Origin of the sequence: Streptosporangium sp. NBC_01810 (assembly GCF_035917355.1) — a bacterium.
Taxonomy (GTDB): Bacteria; Actinomycetota; Actinomycetes; order Streptosporangiales; family Streptosporangiaceae; genus Streptosporangium.
The window spans coordinates 4,919,436-4,936,864 of the sequence record NZ_CP109070.1; the positions used below are offsets into that span (position 1 = coordinate 4,919,436).

Genomic DNA, 17,429 nt, shown 5'->3' on the forward strand with positions numbered 1-17,429 from the left:
CGACCGGAGCATCCGCCCCTTCGGTCACAGTTTGCCCCAAAAGCACTATTCATAACGCAAGTGTAAAATTTTACCTCTTGCCATCATTTCTCCCAGATAACAGCTTTACCTCATGCTGAAGCGCTTCAAGGTGATGGCACCGGCCGTTCTGGCCGTCGCCATCGCCCTTCCTGCCGGTGCCGCCCAGTCTCGGTGAGACCGGTCGTGCTGCACTGCGCGACTGGGTCAGTGGCGGCGGCCGATACGTCGGCTGGGCCGGCGGCACCCAGCTGGCCGTCCTGGCCAGTGTCTCCAGCGTGACCCTCACCGAGCCGACCTCGGACATCCCCGGCTCGCTCTTCCGCGCCAACGTGGCCCAGGGGCCGCTGAGCAAGGGCGTCGGGTCGAGCGTCATGCAGTTCACCGAGTACGACCTGGTCATGCGGGCCTCCAACCCGGCGCACGTGGTGTCCTCCTACCCGGCCGCCGACTCGCCCGACTGGTTCATGTCCGGTTTCGCACTGGGCGCCGAGGAGCTCAGCGGGACCGCCGCGACGGTCGACGAGCCGGTGGGCGCCGGCCACGCGGTGCTGTTCGCCGCCGACCCGAACTTCCGCGCCCTCACCGACGGCACGGCGAAGATCCTCGCCAACGCGATCACCGCCGACCTGTCGTCCTCCCGGGCTCGGGCGCTCGCCCCGGCTCCCGACGCCTCCAGGGCCGCGGTGGCCATCCCGGACCGCGAGTCGCCGATCCGCGTCACGATCCCCGCGTCCGACCGTGACAAGGTCATCGCGGTGCTGAACGGCTTCGGCGCCACCTGGACCGAGAAGGCCGCCGCCGGCGGTGCCGTCCGGTTCGTCGTGGCCAACCCCGAAGGTCTCGACCTGCACGAACACACCTGGGCACGGAAGCTCCCGGACGCGCTGCGCGCCGCCGGGGTCACCCCGCTCGCGGTGGCAATGCCGCAGTAACCCAACGCGGCGCGCGTCCCTTCGTGGGACGCGCGCCGCTTCCGGTACGTTTTCGCGGTTCTGTTTCCTGCGGCCCTTTTCTCTGTGGGCCTTTTCGCTGCGGGCCTGCTCTCTGCGGGCCTGTTTCAGGGGCCGTCAGATCATCTTGGCCAGGGCGGTCGCCAGGCTGGCGTCGGCGCCGGGCGCGTAGCTCAGGAACAGGTAGGGCTCGGTAAGCTCGATCTCGATGAGGGCCGGGCTGCCGTCGGCCAGCCGGACCAGGTCCACCCGGGCGTAGAGCAGTTCGGGAAACTCGCCGAGCACCCGCTCGGCCAGGGCGAACTGGTCGGGGTCGGGGGTGCGGAGCTCCCCGTGCTCGTTGCCCTGTCCCGGCTTGGTGGCGCTCTCGGTCAGCATCGGGTTACGCCGGACGGCGTGGCTGAACCTGCCGCCGAAGTAGAGCATCGAAGTCTCCCCCTCGCCCTCGACCATGTCCAGGTACGGCTGGATCATCGCGGTCCGGCCGTTGGCGGCCAGCTTGGCGGCGTGTTCCTCGGCCTGTTTGCGGTCCGCGGTCCTGATCGTGTCGCGGGCTCCGGCCGAGATCGAGGGCTTGACCACGTACTCGTCGAGGATCGGGAAGTCGGCGGCCTCGCCTGGTCCGACCCAGTAGGTGGGGATGATCGGGGCCTTCAGGTCACGCAGGTAGACCTTGTCGGTGTTGCGCTCCAGCACGGCGGCCGGGTTGAGCAGCCGGGTGACGGACTCCACCCGGCGGGCCCAGTCCAGGAACTCCGCCCGCCTCGTCACGTAGTCCCAGGTGGTGCGGACCACGACGGCGTCGAACGCGGCCCAGTCGACGCTGGGATCGTCCCATTGGGTGATGTGGCCGGTGATCCCCGCTTCGGCCCAGGCCGCGATGGCGAGCTCCTTCTCGTCGTCGATCTTGTCCGGGTCCGCGAAGGTCACGTACGCCGCAGAGGCGGTCATTGCTTGTCCCCTTGTGTCAGCACCAATCAGACATAGAGCACCTTACCGATAGCCGCGTGCTCGACTGCGGGGTGGCCTCTGTGGATCGTCGCGTTCCCGAGGCTCGGGCTGCACGACTTACGGGCGGGTCGAGTGTGCGCTCCAGCTGTCTCGGTCGCGTTCTCATCGCTCACGACTTACGGGCGAATCGATGTACGCGCTCTGGCTGTCTCGGTCGCGTTCTCATCGCTCACGACTTACGGGCGAATCGATGTACGCGCTCCGGTGGGCGGGTGCTCCGGCCGGCCGTCTCAGTCGCTCCCTGGTGGTTCAGGCCTCCGGCCTGCTCGGGCGCGGTGGTTGCGGGCTTTTATACGCCGGCCGGAACACCCACCCACCTCCGCGCCTTCCACCCCGCCGTACCGCGTGCGGACCGTAGTCGCTCACTCTCCGGCCGCCCAGTTGGCTCTCCGATGCTGAAGCTTTCATGGCGAGGCCGCTCAGAACAGGGCGCCGTAGCTGAAGCGTGTCTTTCCGACACAGCGCAGGGTCGATGCCGTAGGGGTTGGCAGGGCATCGGCGAAGTACGAGAAACGCTCGGCCGGGGACCGGCCGAGCGTTCAGGGATTACCTTCACCTCGGATTGCGAAAACCGCTCTTGAGACTGTTCACGAAGGTTTTCCACTGGTCGGAGCCCAGAATCAGGGCCGGGCCGTCCCTGTCTTTTCTGTCGCGTACGCCAAGGTGCCCCTGAGGTAGCATGGCGACCTCGATGCAGTTGTTCTGACCGTCGCTCCGGTTGCTTTTATGCCAGGTCGCACCTGATAGATCGATCTTATTCATAGTTCCTCGCCATGTAAGAGATCAGGTACGGCCTTCGGTGAAACAGCGATGTCACTCCCGGGTTGGCGGGTCAGGACAGATCGCTGAATTTATCGTCTCTCACTCCATCGAGAAAAGCATGCCATTCTCCGGGAGTGAACGTCAGGACTCCACCGTCCGGGTTTTTGGAGTCGCGGACAAGGAAGAGTCGGATCGCGTGGCTCTTGTGGCTGTCGGAGCCGTTGACAACGGCGACCTGGACGCAGTCGGCGCCGTTGGCGCTCAGGCTGCTCGTTCGCCACACGACGTGAGGTTGCTCGGGCATCCGGTGGCTCCTTCCATTGAATCGATGCTCACAGTTCGTCGGCCACGGAAGCAATGAAGGAGAAAGACTCCTCGACCTCGTATGCGGTCGCGCGAAGGTGATCAAACGCAAGTGTATAGCGGTGAACGTCCCTTTCATCTTCCACCCAGAGGTTGCTGGTGAGCGTCTCGACGTACACGACGTCATCGTCATACCGGGCCGGAAAGCTGAGGATGGAGAAGGTTCCTGCCGTTGCGGGATGGGTGCCGGAGGTGAAGGGCAGGACCTGAACGGTGACGTTCGCGGTTCGGCTCAGTTTCATTAGGTGATGGCACTGGGCTCGCATGTCCTCGGGAGAGCCGACCCTGTTTCGCAGGGCGGCTTCGCTCAGGATGATCCAGTAGTCGAGGGGGGATGCTGCTCGGCTGAGGAGTTGCTGGCGGGTCTTGCGTGCCTCCACGCGGCGTTCGACCTCGCCTCGAGGCAGAAGGTCCATGAGTCCGGCGCGGATGACGGAGCGTGCGTACTCGTCAGTTTGGAGCATCCCGGGAATGATCTGCGCCGAGAAGCCGCGAATTGATGCGGCTTCGGCTTCGAGGGCGATGTAGGAGGCGAGTTCGGTGGGCAGGGTGTCGCCGTAGGCGTCCCACCATCCTTTGAGGCGTGCGTTGCGTGCCAGATCGACGAGGGCCTGTCTTCTGTCATCAGGGACCGCGTAGAGGTCGAGAAGTACCTGCAGATCCTTGGGTTGGACGCGTCTGCGGGCGGTTTCGTAGCGGCTGAGCTTGGAGGGGTCCCAGCCCAGCTGTCTGGCCGCCTGGTCGCCGGTGAGACCTGTCACCTCGCGTAGGCGTCGCAACTCACCCGCGAGTCTGCGGGTTCGTATGGTGGCCGGTTGCTCGGCGCTCACGCTGGTTCCCCCTGTGTTGAGATCGCTTCAGTCTGCCGTCACCGAGGGTGGCGGGCAAGCAAGACCAAAGATCTTTTCTGGCATTCATGTTGTCAATATTGCCAATTGTATTGCCAGTCACTTCGAGTTGCCCACATGATGGCGGTGCACCAAGCGTGGATCGGGCCACGCCCCAGGTGAGAGCCCCAGTGCGTCTACACCTGCGATCTCGCAGCGCCACCACGCTGACGATCACACCCGTGGAACCTGCCGTATGTCAGCGAACTCGGGAGCCGAGCCATGGACGTGCGTGATCCGCAACAAGTGCAGTACATCCACCTCGTACGACTCGGCTGGGACCTGCGGGTTCTTGGGGTGGCTACCTCGGTGGTCGTTCCCGCTGCCGGGGCGCCGTTGCTGGAGATCATGTCTCCCAGCGGGGTTCGGGTTCGGATTCAGGTCGCCCGCCGGGCCTGCGGCTGGGTCTTCGTCTGGCGGCCCTGGTGGTCGGTGACCTGGCGGCGTGACTGGATCTGGGCCGAGGCCGACAACGCGGCCGACATGATCGCGTCGGCGGTGACCGCGTGAGCGCGCGGGGACAGGACGGCCCCAGCACGGCGGAGGCGGCGATCAAGCGCTGGGACGGGCTTCGGATCGTGGGTCAACGCGACTTTCCCGGCATCGCGCAGTCAGCGGAGGCCGCCCGCAAGTGGGTGCTGGGAATCCTGGACGGTCACGCGACCTCGTTGGGGAACGCTCGTCGTCAACAAGGTCCGAAATTAGGTCAGACTCCACCGGGAGGTGCTTATCAGCATCATCGCGGTCAGTCGTCGAGGTAGCGCAGGATGGCCAGCACCCTGCGGCTGTAGCTGGGGTCGCGGGGTAGGTCGAGCTTGTCCATGATGGCGTTGATGTGCTTTTCGACGGTGCTGAGCAACACGTGCAGGCGTTCGGCGATCGCCGCGTTGACGTAGCCCTGCGCGAGATGTCGCAGCACCTCCGTCTCGCGCCTGCTCAGCCTGCTCAACGGGTCGGCGTGGGTGGTGCGGGCGAGCAGTTGGCGGACCACCTCCGGATCGAAGACCGTGCCGCCGGCGCGTACCCGCTCCAGAGCGTCGCGGCGACCTTGGTGGGGCCGCCTTCCGGACTGTCGACGGTGAACACTCCGTCGAGCGCCAGGACTCGCCTGGCCAGCCCGGAGAGCCCTCCCCCCGAGGGGTCCGCGCCGCCCCTGCCGTCGTCCGAGATCGCCACGCTCACCGTCCGCTCGTCCTCTGTCAGCATGACCAGGATGTCACGGGCTCCCGCGTGCTTGATCGCGTTGGTGATCGCCTCACGGGCGGTGAAGTACAGGGCGGTCTCGACTGCGGAGACGGGCCGGTCGGCCAGCCCGTAGTGCACGGTCACCGGCATGCTCGACCGTTCGGCGATGCCCGCGAGCGCGGCGCGCAGGCCCAGCTCGTCGAGTGCGGTCGGATAGATCCGCCAGGCCACACTGCGTAGCTCGTCGAGGAGCCGACGCGACTCGGTGTAGGCCTGGCCCACCAGCTCGGCGGTCCTGGCCTGGTCGGGGCTGTGCTGGGCACGGCCGAGCAGCATGGCCAGCGCCACCCCCCGTTGCTGCACGCCGTCGTGCAGGTCGCGCTCGATCCTGCGCCGTTCGTCGTCGACGGCCCGGACGATGCCCGCGCGGGTCGCGGTCAGTTCGGCGATGCGCCTGCGCATCAGCTCCTGCCTGCCCGGTCCGAGGAAGTGGTCGGCCAGCCGCCGTTCGACCGCTCCCACGGCGAGGACCCCGAGCGTGACCAGAGCCAGTAGTGCCCCCGCGCTGGTCAGCCCGAGGATTCCGCTGGTGGTGACCAGCTTCACGCCGGGCAGGTTCACCGGCACCGCCTCGGACTCGCCCCAGAGCAGGTCCCACAGTCCCCCGAACAGGAGCAGGCCGCCAAGGAACAGACCCGCCGCGCAGCCGTACCCGCCCAGAACACCCAGGGCGGCGCGAGCGGCGAGAAAGCCGTAGCCGCCGGCCGTCCGCGTCGTGTCGTGGCCCAGCCACCTGGCCAGCCGAGCCCGTTCGAGTGCCACCAGCCGGGCCAGGCCCCGGTCGGCTGCGGGCCGCGTGGCCGCGATCAGGGAAGTCGGCCAGGCCAGGCAGAGGAAGGCCAGCTCGACGACCCCGAGGACCATGCCCACGAGTACCCCCACCAGGGTGCGCGCGATGCGGTTACCTGACACGGCCCGAAGTCTAGGCATCACGCCGGCGCAGCACGACATGGCCGGCCGCCACCGCCACCGCCGTCCATGCCAGCAGCCAGACCAGACCTTCTCCCGCCCCGTAGGGCATCGGGCCGCCGGTCAGGTTGTCGGTGCTGCCCATGAAGGCCAGGCCGGCGAACAACGGCATGCGCAGGGACACCTCCAACGCCGCCGGACCGCCCGCCATCAGCAGCATCAGCGGCAGGCCCATCAGCAGCATGAACACCACGGTCAGGGTGCCCGCCGCGCTGCGCACCGCGGTGCCCACGCCGAGCGTCATCACCGACACCAGGGCAAAGAAGGCACCGACCCTCAGCAGGTCGAGCGCGACCTCGGCGAGCGGCAGCGTCACATGGCCGCCGAACAGGTCGGTGGACAGCACCGTGTAGACGACCGCTGTGGCCACGGCCCCGGACAGCACTCCGGCGGCGAACATCACCGGTCCCACCACCAGCGCCTTCGCGGCAAGCACCCGGCCGCGGATCGGCGTGGCCTGCAACGTGCTCCGGATGCCGCCCGACGCGTATTCCGAGGTGATCGTCAGCATCGCCAGCGCGACCAACGCGAACTGGGCGAACGACGTCGCCGAGATCACCGGCTCGCTCGCCGGAAAGGGGGTTCCGCCGCCCTCGGCACGGAGCATGTTCCTGGCCGTCGCCCCGCCCAGCATCAGCGCGCTCGCCACCATGAGCATCGCCGCACCGGCCAGGCACAGCCAGGTGGAGCGGACCGACCACAGCTTCGTCCACTCCGCGCCGACCGCCTGGCCCAACTCTCTGGTCCGCATGTTCACACTCCCGCTTCCCGTGTTCCGTACTCCACGCTGCTCGCGGTCAGCTCCTGATATGCCTGCTCCAGCGAGGCCTCTCGGGTACGCAGCTCGTGCAGCCGGATGCCCGCCTCGTACGCCAGGTCGCCGACCTGCTCGATCGTGGCACCGGTGGCGACGAGCTCGTTCTCGCCGAGCCGTTCCACCGTGATCCCGGCACCGCTCAGCCGTGCGGACAGGTCGGCCGCGTGCGGGGTGCGGACGACCACGGCGGTCAGGGAGTTGCGTCCGATGACCTCCGCCAGCGGCGCGTCCATGATGAGCCGTCCCCTGCCGATCACCACCAGATGGTCGGCGGTGAGCTGCATCTCGCTCATCAGGTGGCTGGAGACGAACACCGTGCGGCCCTCCTCGGCCAGCGAGCGCATCAGATGGCGCACCCAGCGCACACCGTCGAGGTCCAGGCCGTTGACCGGTTCGTCGAACATCAGCACCTCCGGATCGCCCAGTAACGCGCCCGCGATACCGAGCCGCTGGCTCATGCCCAGCGACAGCCCACCGGCCCGCTTACCCGCCGCATCCGCCATCCCGACCTGCTCCAGGACCTCCGTCACCCGGCTCCGGGCGATGCCGTTGCTGCGTGCCAGCGCCACCAGATGCGCCCGCCCGCTACGCCCGGGATGCAGCGCCCGCGCGTCCAGCATGGCGCCCACCGTCCGCAGCGGGTTCCTGATCTCGCGGTACGGGACGCCGCCGATCAGCGCCGTGCCCGCGGTGGGGTGGTCGAGCCCGAGGATCAGACGCATCGTCGTTGACTTGCCCAACCATCGAATTAGGCACTTCTTTTGGATAGGCTGTGATCAGGCGATCAACCAAGGGGAAGGGGCAAGGGATCATGAGCAACCGAGCGGTTTTGCTGGCGAGGATCAGCGACGCGGAGAAGATCAAGGCCGACGACGGCACGGCCCAGCTCGACACGACCGGCGTTGACGACCAGGTCCAGCGACTCACGGCACTCGCCACCGGCAAGGGATGGACCGTGGCGAAAGTGATCATCGAGAACGACATCAGCGCGTTCAAGCGCCGTATCGTCATGCTTCCCAACGGCCGCAGCGAGATGCGCACGGTACGGCCCGGCTTCCGGGAAGCTCTCGACTACCTCACCAGCGACCGAGCCGACATCCTGGTTGCTCTCGACCTTGACCGCGCCATGCGCGACCCGCGCGACCTCGAAGACCTTATCGACGTGGTGGAGAGCAACCGGCCACGGGTCCGCGCCGAGAGCGTCACGGGATCTTTGCGGCTCAGCAATGACGCCGATGTGACCATGGCGCGTGTGATGGTCGCGATGGCGAACAAGAGCAGTCGTGACACCGCACGGCGCGTCAGTTCCGCCCGTGAACGCCAGGCCGCAGCCGGAGAGTTCGGAGGCGGACGACGCCCCTACGGTTTCGAGGCGGACGGGGTCACCGTACGGCCCGACGAAGCGAAGATCATTAACGGGATGGCCGATGTGGTTCTCCTGCCGACGTTCGGCCAGCCCAAGGGACCGAGCATGAAGAGCATCGCGCGTGATCTGCGAGAGAAGAACGTGCCGACCGCCGACGGCAAGCCATGGCGACCCACCTACGTGCGTGATGTGCTCATGCGCCCCCGTAACGCCGCCCTCATGGTCCACAGGAAAGGCACTGGCCGTAAGACCTACACCCCCGCCGACGTGGTTGGACAGGCCCCATGGGAGCCGATCATCTCTCCGGAGATCTATTGGGCGGTCGTGGCCAAGCTCGCCGACCCCTCTCGCCGGACCAACCCCGGACCCGCTCCCAAGTGGTTGGGCAGCGGAATCTACCGGTGCCCATGTGGTGATGTCTTGCGGGTCCACAGTGCGGGTGACAAGGCCGACCGGCCCGTCTACCGATGCCAGAGCACCGGCAAGGGACACGCCACCTGCCCGCAGGCCGAGCTAGACGACCTGGTCGAGACCCTGGCGATCGTGATCCTTGCCAGAGACGCCGCCGACCTGATCAAAGCGCCGACGACCGACGTGGACGTGCCCGCCCTTCGAGCCGAGGTGATCGCGACGCGTCAGCGCAGGACTCGACTTGTCGAGGACTACGCCGAGGAGGTGATCGAGCGCCCCGAGTACCTCGCAGGGGTGAAGCGCGTCAATGCCAAGATCCAGCGCCTCGAAAGCCGCCTGAATGACGTGACCGACACGTCCCCGCTGGCACCGTTCGCGGGCGTCGAGACCGAGGCCGAGGCCCGCAAGGTCTGGGAAGGTCTGGGCATCGGTGCCCGCCGGGTGATCATCGCGGCGATCATGACCGTTACCGTCCAACTGGTAGGACGCGGCAAGCGCCCGCGCATCACCGAGCGTGTCACTATCGAGCCGGTGAAGCCCGCCATGTCGTGATGATCCCCGCACGCGCGAAGATGCCCCCCGCCGAGTCGTTCACCGGCGGGGGCATCCCCGTTTCCTACAGACCGTTACGCAGCGTCAGCGCTACCAGGTCCCGCTGATCTTGTGTTAGCCGAGGCCACCCCTCGACCAGTGCCCTCGCGTACACAACAAGATCATCTTGGGGTTCCGGCGTGCTCCCACCACCGAGCCCCCCACCGTCTCGCCCTGACGACCGTTCCCCGTGCCCACGTCCCGCCGCAGCCGCTACCCCTGCCCCCTAATCTCTTTGACCCGCCCGCCCACCCAGACGGAAAGGTGCCTTCGGCGCGCTCTTCCCGATGCGACTCTCCGCTACCCGCTTGAGAGCCGTCCCGCAAGCCAGGCATACACGACTCTTCCCGTTCACCCCCCTTCCCCCCGAATCAACATACGCATATAACGAATAAGCCCCATATCGCGCTCCATGCGGACAACCGTTAAAAGCCATTTGGCCAGCCGTAACGCGGCGCTTGATTGGTTCGTCAACACCCAGCGATCCGCCCTCAGCCACTCCCGACACGGCTCCCCGAGTTGCCGAATTAATTCACGGCACGCCAGATCCCAGGTGACACCGACCCGCCGAGCCCTCAGCCCCAGCTCACACCCCACGACGCCCACGCCCCGGATGAGTTGCCGAATTAATTTCAAGTCCCCAACCCAGGTGATCCGCACGACCAGACCGGCCATCCAGACCGGCCACCGAGGCCACAGCACGTCCCGAGTTGGCTCAGAGTTTCTTTACTGATTCAAGGCGCCAGCGCTCCGCGCCGCCGCACCCCGAGCCGCCCGACAAGTTGCCGAATTAATTGGCGACCCTCACGACACCCCGCCTCAGACCGTCCCAGCAAGTTGCCGAATTAATCTTATATAGGTCAAGCAGGCGGCAGCGCTCCGCGCCGCCGCCCGGCGGGGCATGCCCGCCCCCGCCGGACGGACATCGGGACCGGGCATGCGGCCTGGAGGCCGGTCCCGCCCCGCGCCCGCCCAGCGGGAACGGGCAGACCCCGCCGCCCGCCGCACCCAGCTCCCGCCGCACCGAACGCACCCGCCGACCACCAACGCGCAGCCGCCCAGGCCCACGACGACGAGATGACGTACACACGGCCAGTACGTCATTTCGGTGACGTACCGATCACCAGAGCCCTTGAGATTCACCCGCCGGTAAGCCGCTCCGACCACCGGCCCCAACCGCTACGCGGCCCCTACGGGGTCCTTCGGATTGGCGCCGGCCGCTCCGCTCCGTAATGATCATGAAAGGCCCCGCGGACACCATAAAAATGATCTTGACCGCAAAGCCCCCGGCCAGTCACCGCACCGGGGGCCGCACCTCTCTAGCGGGCCAATCGGCTACCTAACAGCCGAACTACCCGATCCCGAACACGTCTCGCGAGTTCCCAACTTCTGATGCATCGGAACTGTTTGCCCAGGGTCCGCACTCACCCTTGCGCCACACGTTGGACACCTTCCACTAGCCATTAGACAACCTCCAGCACGTTGAACTCCGGATGGAAATTCGTCTCCTTCCCATTGGGAAGCGTATACAGGAAGTGAATGTAGCAGTTTGCCCCGCTATGGAACCCGACATTGATTCCATACTTCTGCCCCTTACCCACGAACGGGCGAAGACTCTTGATCTCTCTGTTGCCACTGTTGGTGAGCAGCACGGTTAGATAGCGCTCGACACTTTCGACGTTCAGCTTCCCACCGGTGATCAGCACATCTACGCCGGGAACCGGCTCAAGCGCCTCACCTTCAATAACCTTCTCGTCTTGCCCGAAGTCCTCACCGCCAGGAGGAGAAGAGCGAACGATTTGAAGCATCACCCGCGCGCCCGTCACAAACTCGATTTGCAAGCCACACGGCTTAGACGTGAACGCGATTTCATCGAACGTGGCAACGCTCTTTATCGAATCGCTCCCACTACCGGTGAGCTGATCTTTCATGAACATCTCAAAGCGTTTGGGGCGCATCGTTCCTTTTCTCCCTGCTGAACCGCTGGCGATGAATGAAGGGTCAGAGTCTACTCCCGCTCATCGTGCGGTCATGAAGCCTCTATCTACCATGGACAGGATCAGGGCATATCCTCATCAGTCCTGATCCTGGATCCACGGCGTGATTTCTGGTGATCGGTTTCCGGTCCGATTCCTCTCCGAGGGTGGGTTCCGCAGGTGAGAGCGCTGTTTCAGGGCGTGGGAGGGCCGCCGCGCGCGGGTCGCGGCCTGTCCGGTGTTCTTCAATCGGGGCTCAGGGGTGTGCGCTCGGCGCGGGTGACCGTCGGGTCGTCATGGCTGCGGTGACCAGGGGGTTGGCGGGTCAGGCCGGGAGTGCGGGTGGCGGGTCGTGGGCGGCGGCGAAGGCGTTCATCCAGGCGTGCTGCCAGCGCCAGCGGGCGGGCAGGTGAACGGTGAGGTGGCCGCGTCCGTGCCGGGCGATGCGGGCGGGCACGCTGATGAGATGGCGGCGCAGGGTGGCCCCGCGCGCCCGTGCGTGGAAGGAGTCGGCCAGGCAGCCCAGGGCGCGCAGCAGGTTGTGGGTGATCGCCGTCAAGGTGAGCCAGGCGGCATTGGCGGCGAATCGCCCCGAGGGCAGGTGCGCGAGCGGCCCGTCGATCAGGTCGGCGTTGACCTGTTCCTGCACGGCGTGATCACGGTGCTGTTCCTCGGCCTGCACCAGCGTGTACGGACTGTCGGTGAAGATCGGGTAGTGGCGGTGGGTGGTGAATAGGGTGTCCTGGCCGCGTTCGGCCTGCTCGTTGAGACGCTTGACCCGGCGCACGAGCAGCCGGGCGGTGACCGTCCGGCCTTTCTTGCTCGCGAACGCGGTGTAGCGGGTTTCGGCGACCTCGGCGTCGGAGACCCAGCCGCCCGCCTGCTCGTCCCAGATCGCCCTCGGGTACTTGATCGGCGTCCACGCGGTCTCGGGGATGGCCTCGATCGCCGCCTTGACCTTCGGGTCCAGCTTGGCGGTGACGGAGAACCGGGTGTCTTGGCCCCGGCAGGCGCCGATGACCTCGGCGCTGTAGAAGGCGCTGTCGCCGCGCAGTATCAGGGTGCCCAGGCAGCCCGCCTGCCGGGCGGTGGGGATCGACTCGCGGACCAGCGATGCGGCGCCGCGTGCGGAGCCGGCGTTGCCGCCGCGCAACCTCGTTGCGGCCACCACCGGCGCGGTCAGCGGCGTGGACAGGGTCACGGCCAAGACGTTCAGCCCGCGTACCAGCACACTCTTGCCGCCGATCTTGGTGTGGCCGAAGCCGGCGCCCTGCTTGGCATAGCCGTACGTGCGCCGCTGCATCGAGTCGATGTCGAGGAACGCCAGCACCTCGGCGCCGGGCAGCAGCGGCGTGTGAGCGGCCAACGCGGTCAGTACCTGCCGGGCGACCTTCTCCAGCTGTCGCACGTTGCCCCAGGTGAAGGCGCGCAGGAACGCCCCCAGGGTGGACGGCGCCCGGATGCCGTCGAACACCTTGTCCATGCCGCCGTGCCGCAAGAGATCCAGGTCGTCGATGCTGTCGGCGCCGCAGGCCATCCCGGCCACGATCGAACAGACCTTGGCGGGGGCGTTCACCCCGTCGCGGGCGGTGCTGGTCACGTGCGCGCCGACCAGGTCGCCCAGTCCGCAACGCTCGGCCGGCCGCATCGTGGGGGCGAGCCCACCGTAGGCGATCACATGCTCGTCATCGAAGATCGCACGCGTCTTGGCTGCGTCATGGAAGAATTGCACTTACGAGGTGTCCTTCGGAACGGGCTGATGGAAGCGTTGAGAACTCCCATCTTCCCAGGCCAGAGGGCACCTCGCCCTATTTCAAGCAACCCGCTTCAGATTCCCAGCCGTGGATCCAGGCTCAGCCATCACCTCAAAATGCCTCCGGCGGGGGCGCTCAGCTCCGGGATGAGGAGGAGCGCGGCGCGCGGGTTTGGTAGTGGCTGAGGTCTGCCTGATCATCCCGTCTGCCTCGACCAGGCAGAGCCCAGCAGCCCGACTCCTACGGATCAAGCCCGTCTGTGACCGATGGCATCCGATGATCGAGGAACGGCGACCAGTGAAGGGACACGCAAAGACGGGCTTGACCCTCCGTCCCCGGCCCGCTGCCGCTTCGCGGTTGGGTCGAGGCAGACGGGATGATCAGGCAAAGGGGAAGACATGCGGGAAGGTGTGCGGTCAGGCTTAAAGCTGGGGCAGACTACCCAAGTCGAAAAGAACTGTCACAATTCGGCGTCGGTCTTGCCCGCCCCGTTCGGCCCGAGGAAGCCGGTGACCATGCCGGGCCTCACCTCCAACGACAGGTCGTCGACGACCATCCGGTCCCCGTAGCGTTTGCATAAACCTTGAAGTCTGATCACGTCGGCCAACGCTAGGCAACCGACGGCCACGGCCACCATGGAGACGAACCGCCGACTTCAATGGCGGGAAACCGTAAAGACCTGTGTCTCGATACGCGCGCCCTCTCAGTCGTCCTCCTCGGAGACGAAGCTCAGGATCTGCTCCACCACGAGATCCGGCCGATCCATCGGCAGTGCGTGCCCCGTCCGGGGCACGATTTCGACCCGGGCGGCCGGTACGAGGCGCGTCACCCCCTCCGCTGTCGTGCGGGACTTGTGCAGGGCGCTACGTGCGGCGAGCAGGCACAGGAAACGGGTCCGCAGGGTCCGCAGGGTCCGCAGCTCGTCGTCGCCGAAGACCAGGGCGTCCGGCAGCCGGCGGCGGTATCGGGCGACCGCCGGAATCAAGCTCATGATCTCTGTCTCCAGGATCGTGCCGTTGGCAACCAGGCGTGCCAGGCGCGGACGGAGTGCGCGAGGAGCCAGACCCGCGAGCGCCCACCCGTAGAACCGCGGCCCGGGTAGCGCGAAACCGGCGGGATCGAGCAGGACAAGGGAGGCGATCCGGCCAGAGGTGTGGAGCCATTCGCGGGCATCTCGGTCATGGCCAAGGTCGGTATGCGCCGCCCCGATCAATCCCGCGAGGCGAGCCGCGGTGACATGCAGGTCCCGCTGATGAGGATGGGTCCGGCACAGTTCGGCGAGCGCGGCTATGTCCGGAGTGAGGCCGGTCAGTAGTTCAGCCGGTGGAGTGTGGCCGTAGGTGCTGGCATGACCAATAACGACATCATGCCAGTGATCCACATCGGCGGTGCTGATAGTGACGCCGAGGTGACTGTCGAGCCCTTTGCGGACATCCTCCAAGGTGATCATTGGGACTGCTGCTGCAAGGCCCAGGAACGTGCGTCGCTTCAACAAGATCTAGCCAGGAATCCCGGCCGTTCAGGGCCAGGAGGAATGGCTTCCCTTCCTGGCCCGGACGCTAGTCCGGGCGGTTCTGGCTCTCGATGTACTCGCTGATGATCTCCAGTGGTGCGCCGCCGCACGAGCCGGCGAAGTACGACGGCGACCACAGGTGACCGTGCATGATGTGCCGGTCGATCCGGCCGGTGAACTCCTTGCGCAGGTAATGCGCCGAGACGCCCTTGAGCCGGTTGACCAGAGTCGAGATCGACAGCTTGGGCGGGTAGTGCACAAGCAGGTGCACATGGTCTTCCTCGCCGTTGAACTCCCGCAGGGCCGCGCCGAGCTGGGCGCACACCTCCCGCATGACCTCCTCGCAGCGGACGAGCATCGCATCGTGAAGGACATCACGCCGATACTTAGTGACGAAGACAAGATGAACATGAAGGTTGTAGACGACGCTACGACCCCTCCTCACATCAGGGTCTGGCTCCCATCGAGGTGACATAGATAAGATGATACCCATCATAAAATCCCAGGGATGAAGCTGGTCGTACAGGTGAAGCTGCTCCCCGACGCCGCCACGGAAGCGGCGCTGCGGGAGACGCTGACCCTGTGCAACCGGGCCGCCAACCACGCATCCCGCCGCGCCTTCGACACCGGCACCGGCACCGGCACCGGCACCGGCACCAAGAACAAGATCTCCCTGCAGCGCCTCGTCTACGGCGACCTGAAGGCCATGGGCCTGTCCGCGCAGCCGGCTATCCACGTCGCGCGGAAAGTCGCTGGGGCCTACGCCACCCTGAAGGCCAACCTGAAGGCCGCAAACCACGGCCCGAACGGTTCCATGCGGCGCACCAAGATCGAGAGCAAACCGATTCGGTTCCGCAAAGACGCCGCGCAGCCCTACGACGACCGGTGCCTGTCCTGGCAGTACGACGCCCGTACGATCTCGATCTGGACCGCGCGCGGACGCTTCGGCCGCATCCCCTTCGCCTGCTCGCCCGAACAGATGAAACTGCTGACCGCCTACCGCAAGGGCGAGTCCGACCTGGTGTTTCGGGGCGGCTCCTGGTACCTGTACGCCACCTGCGAGGTGCCCGAACCCCAGACCTTCGAGCCGGAGGGGTTCCTCGGCGTGGATCTCGGTATCGCCAACATCGCCACCACATCCGATGGCATCGCCCACGCCGGCAAGCACCTGAACCAGGTACGCCACCGCAACCGGCGGCTGCGCAAGCGCCTGCAATCCAAGGGCACCAAGGCCGCCAAGAGGCTCCTGCGCAAGATCTCCGGCCGGGAAGCGCGCTTCGCGGCCGACACCAACCACCGCATCTCCAAGACCATCGTGACCGAGGCGCAACGCACCTCGCGCGGCGTCGCCCTGGAAGACCTGGGCGGCATCCGCGCAAGGGTACGGCTCCGCAAGCCCCAGCGGGTCACGCTGCACTCTTGGAGCTTCCACCAGTTCGGCTCCTTCATCGCCTACAAGGCGGCCCGGGCCGGGGTTCCGGTGGTGTATGTGGACCCGGCCCACACCTCGCAGGGGTGCTCGGCATGCGGCCACGTCTCGAAGAGGAACCGGCCCGATCAGGCCACCTTCCGATGCATGTCGTGCGGCTTCGCTGAGCACGCCGACGTGAACGCGGCCCGTAACATCGCCGCGCGCGGTGTCACGGGCTGGGCAGTGAGTCACGCTGCCGACGACGCGGCCTGAACCGTGCACCCCATGCACGGTGAGGAGCTGCAAGCTCGACCCCTCCAGGGCCGAGAAGCTGACCTTGTTACGTCGTCTCTCTGACCACCAGGCGCGGCGTGTAGCGGCTGAGCACGGTCCGGGGCCCGGCCGCACGCTCCCCACGGATGATCTCGTCGACCATGGCGACCAGCTCGCCGGGCGTCGTGGTCGGGTCCACGTGCACACTGGTCAGCCTGGGCCGCATCAGCCCGGCGATGACCAGGTCGTCCGCCCCGACGACCGCGACGTCCTCGGGCACCCGCACCCCGGCGTCTCGCAGCGCGCTGACGACGAGCATCGCGTACTCGTCGTTGTAGGCGAAAACACCGTCCGGTAGGTCGCCCCGCGCGGCGAGGCGCGCCGCCTCGTCCTCGGAGAAGGCCAGGTCGATCCGCTCGGCACCGGGCACGACCTGGCACACGCCGCGCCAGCGGCCGGCGCCCATCTTGTCGATGCCCTGCTCACGCGGCACGACGGCGGCCAGCCTGGTGCGGCCCCGCGACACCAGATGCTCGGCCGCGCAGGCGCCGATGGCCTCCTGGTCGTACAGTGCGACCGGCACGAGCGGTGAAGGACGTTCGGCGCCGAACCCGATGACGGCCTTCACGCCCGAGGCCTTGAGCAGTTCGACCGCCGCCTTGGTGAGCCTCTCCACCTCGACGAGCACGGCGACCGGCCGCAGCTCGGCCCACGACCGCGCGGCGGCGGTGCCCTTCAGCCGGCGCTCGCCGTACTGGATGAGGGTGTAACCGCGCTCACGCAGCTTGTCCTCCATCTCGTCGAGCAGGTCTTGCGCCAGTCTGCCGGTTCTGGCCGGGGAGAGCGGGAGCAGGACCAGGCCGCTGTGCCCGGTGCGCAGCGCTCTGGCGCTGGCGTGCGGGACGTAGCCGAGGCGGGCGGCGGCCTCCCTGACCCGTTCGCGGGTCTCCTCGCCGACCCGTGCGCCGGGGCTGTCGTTGAGCACGTAGGAGACCGTGGCCTGGGAGACTCCCGCAGCGCGCGCCACATCGACGCTGGTCGGCGGCTTCACATGGGAGGTCACGGGTCTCGCTCTCTTGTCTTGGCCTGTCCTCGCATGTTATCAACTG

General features: G+C 66.9%; 16 protein-coding genes and 2 pseudogenes. 4 read left to right on the plus strand and 14 right to left on the minus strand.

The genetic code is table 11. The annotated features are described in order from the left end of the window. Nucleotides 1-176 precede the first annotated feature (176 nt). On the plus strand, nucleotides 177-953 hold the full coding sequence (locus OIE13_RS21430; RefSeq protein ID WP_326828619.1) for a hypothetical protein: 777 nt from the start codon (nucleotides 177-179) through the stop codon (nucleotides 951-953). A gap of 135 nt (nucleotides 954-1,088) precedes the next feature. Here the strand turns inward: OIE13_RS21430 and OIE13_RS21435 are convergent, their stop codons facing one another. From OIE13_RS21435 to OIE13_RS21450, 4 genes are all read right to left on the minus strand, one after another. After that, complete coding sequence (locus tag OIE13_RS21435) at nucleotides 1,089-1,922, minus strand: ATP-grasp domain-containing protein (RefSeq protein WP_326637021.1); 834 nt, start codon at nucleotides 1,920-1,922, stop codon at nucleotides 1,089-1,091. A 612-nt stretch (nucleotides 1,923-2,534) separates the two neighbouring features. Then, nucleotides 2,535-2,744 carry a DUF397 domain-containing protein gene (locus OIE13_RS21440; RefSeq protein ID WP_326637019.1) on the minus strand — a complete coding sequence of 70 codons (210 nt, stop codon included), beginning with the start codon at nucleotides 2,742-2,744 and terminating at the stop codon, nucleotides 2,535-2,537. 70 nt (nucleotides 2,745-2,814) lie between these two features. Then, complete coding sequence (locus tag OIE13_RS21445) at nucleotides 2,815-3,048, minus strand: DUF397 domain-containing protein (protein WP_326637017.1); 234 nt, start codon at nucleotides 3,046-3,048, stop codon at nucleotides 2,815-2,817. Between the two features lie 28 nt (nucleotides 3,049-3,076). Continuing rightward, a complete protein-coding gene (locus OIE13_RS21450; protein WP_326637014.1) occupies nucleotides 3,077-3,937 on the minus strand; it encodes a helix-turn-helix domain-containing protein in 861 nt (286 codons plus the stop codon). A 279-nt stretch (nucleotides 3,938-4,216) separates the two neighbouring features. Here OIE13_RS21450 and OIE13_RS21455 point away from each other — a divergent pair, with 279 nt between their 5' ends. Then, nucleotides 4,217-4,504: a hypothetical protein gene (locus tag OIE13_RS21455; RefSeq protein WP_326637012.1), complete on the plus strand. Its 288-nt coding sequence runs from the start codon at nucleotides 4,217-4,219 to the stop codon at nucleotides 4,502-4,504. A gap of 235 nt (nucleotides 4,505-4,739) precedes the next feature. Here the strand turns inward: OIE13_RS21455 and OIE13_RS21460 are convergent. The 4 genes and pseudogenes from OIE13_RS21460 to OIE13_RS21475 all read right to left on the minus strand — a co-directional run. Continuing rightward, a pseudogene (locus OIE13_RS21460) lies at nucleotides 4,740-5,033 on the minus strand (response regulator transcription factor); the annotation flags it as partial. After that, on the minus strand, nucleotides 4,940-6,151 hold the full coding sequence (locus OIE13_RS21465) for a sensor histidine kinase (protein ID WP_326828620.1): 1,212 nt from the start codon (nucleotides 6,149-6,151) through the stop codon (nucleotides 4,940-4,942). The gene OIE13_RS21465 and the pseudogene OIE13_RS21460, both read right to left, overlap by 94 nt. A gap of 10 nt (nucleotides 6,152-6,161) precedes the next feature. Beyond that, on the minus strand, nucleotides 6,162-6,959 hold the full coding sequence (locus OIE13_RS21470; protein ID WP_326637009.1) for an ABC transporter permease: 798 nt from the start codon (nucleotides 6,957-6,959) through the stop codon (nucleotides 6,162-6,164). A gap of 2 nt (nucleotides 6,960-6,961) precedes the next feature. Beyond that, the gene (locus OIE13_RS21475; protein WP_326828621.1) at nucleotides 6,962-7,765 is read right to left on the minus strand and encodes an ATP-binding cassette domain-containing protein; all 804 of its coding nucleotides are present in this window, start codon (nucleotides 7,763-7,765) and stop codon (nucleotides 6,962-6,964) included. A 71-nt stretch (nucleotides 7,766-7,836) separates the two neighbouring features. Between OIE13_RS21475 and OIE13_RS21480 the strand changes: the two genes are divergently transcribed. Next, on the plus strand, nucleotides 7,837-9,354 hold the full coding sequence (locus OIE13_RS21480; RefSeq protein WP_326637007.1) for a recombinase family protein: 1,518 nt from the start codon (nucleotides 7,837-7,839) through the stop codon (nucleotides 9,352-9,354). Nucleotides 9,355-10,856: 1,502 nt separating this feature from the next. On the opposite strand, the gene OIE13_RS21485 is transcribed toward OIE13_RS21480, so the two are convergent. The 5 genes and pseudogenes from OIE13_RS21485 to tnpA all read right to left on the minus strand — a co-directional run bounded on the left by OIE13_RS21485 (nucleotide 10,857) and on the right by tnpA (nucleotide 15,111). Next, the gene (locus tag OIE13_RS21485; RefSeq protein ID WP_326637005.1) at nucleotides 10,857-11,351 is read right to left on the minus strand and encodes a hypothetical protein; all 495 of its coding nucleotides are present in this window, start codon (nucleotides 11,349-11,351) and stop codon (nucleotides 10,857-10,859) included. Between the two features lie 343 nt (nucleotides 11,352-11,694). After that, nucleotides 11,695-13,101: an IS1380 family transposase gene (locus OIE13_RS21490; protein WP_326640057.1), complete on the minus strand. Its 1,407-nt coding sequence runs from the start codon at nucleotides 13,099-13,101 to the stop codon at nucleotides 11,695-11,697. 497 nt (nucleotides 13,102-13,598) lie between these two features. Continuing rightward, nucleotides 13,599-13,721, minus strand: a pseudogene (locus tag OIE13_RS21495) (ABC transporter ATP-binding protein); the annotation flags it as partial. 105 nt (nucleotides 13,722-13,826) lie between these two features. Further along, nucleotides 13,827-14,618, minus strand: coding sequence for a hypothetical protein (locus OIE13_RS21500; protein ID WP_326828622.1), 792 nt, complete (start codon nucleotides 14,616-14,618; stop codon nucleotides 13,827-13,829). A 64-nt stretch (nucleotides 14,619-14,682) separates the two neighbouring features. After that, entirely contained in the window at nucleotides 14,683-15,111 is a 429-nt protein-coding gene (gene tnpA / locus OIE13_RS21505; RefSeq protein WP_326636996.1) for an IS200/IS605 family transposase, read from the minus strand. A 33-nt stretch (nucleotides 15,112-15,144) separates the two neighbouring features. Between tnpA and OIE13_RS21510 the strand changes: the two genes are divergently transcribed. Further along, on the plus strand, nucleotides 15,145-16,320 hold the full coding sequence (locus OIE13_RS21510) for an RNA-guided endonuclease InsQ/TnpB family protein (protein WP_326828623.1): 1,176 nt from the start codon (nucleotides 15,145-15,147) through the stop codon (nucleotides 16,318-16,320). A gap of 67 nt (nucleotides 16,321-16,387) precedes the next feature. On the opposite strand, the gene OIE13_RS21515 is transcribed toward OIE13_RS21510, so the two are convergent. Continuing rightward, nucleotides 16,388-17,383, minus strand: a complete 996-nt coding sequence (locus tag OIE13_RS21515) for a LacI family DNA-binding transcriptional regulator (protein WP_326636994.1) — start codon at nucleotides 17,381-17,383, stop codon at nucleotides 16,388-16,390. Nucleotides 17,384-17,429: the final 46 nt, after the last annotated feature.

Bases quoted from the DNA above. Each gene is read 5' to 3' on its own strand.
- OIE13_RS21435 (WP_326637021.1), bottom strand. From the start codon at position 1,922: ATGACCGCCTCTGCGGCGTACGTGACCTTCGCGGACCCGGACAAGATC.
- OIE13_RS21440 (WP_326637019.1), bottom strand. From the start codon at position 2,744: ATGAATAAGATCGATCTATCAGGTGCGACCTGGCATAAAAGCAACCGG.
- OIE13_RS21445 (WP_326637017.1), bottom strand. From the start codon at position 3,048: ATGCCCGAGCAACCTCACGTCGTGTGGCGAACGAGCAGCCTGAGCGCC.
- OIE13_RS21455 (WP_326637012.1), top strand. From the start codon at position 4,217: ATGGACGTGCGTGATCCGCAACAAGTGCAGTACATCCACCTCGTACGA.
- OIE13_RS21470 (WP_326637009.1), bottom strand. From the start codon at position 6,959: ATGCGGACCAGAGAGTTGGGCCAGGCGGTCGGCGCGGAGTGGACGAAG.
- OIE13_RS21480 (WP_326637007.1), top strand. From the start codon at position 7,837: ATGAGCAACCGAGCGGTTTTGCTGGCGAGGATCAGCGACGCGGAGAAG.
- OIE13_RS21485 (WP_326637005.1), bottom strand. From the start codon at position 11,351: ATGCGCCCCAAACGCTTTGAGATGTTCATGAAAGATCAGCTCACCGGT.
- tnpA (WP_326636996.1), bottom strand. From the start codon at position 15,111: ATGTCACCTCGATGGGAGCCAGACCCTGATGTGAGGAGGGGTCGTAGC.
- OIE13_RS21510 (WP_326828623.1), top strand. From the start codon at position 15,145: ATGAAGCTGGTCGTACAGGTGAAGCTGCTCCCCGACGCCGCCACGGAA.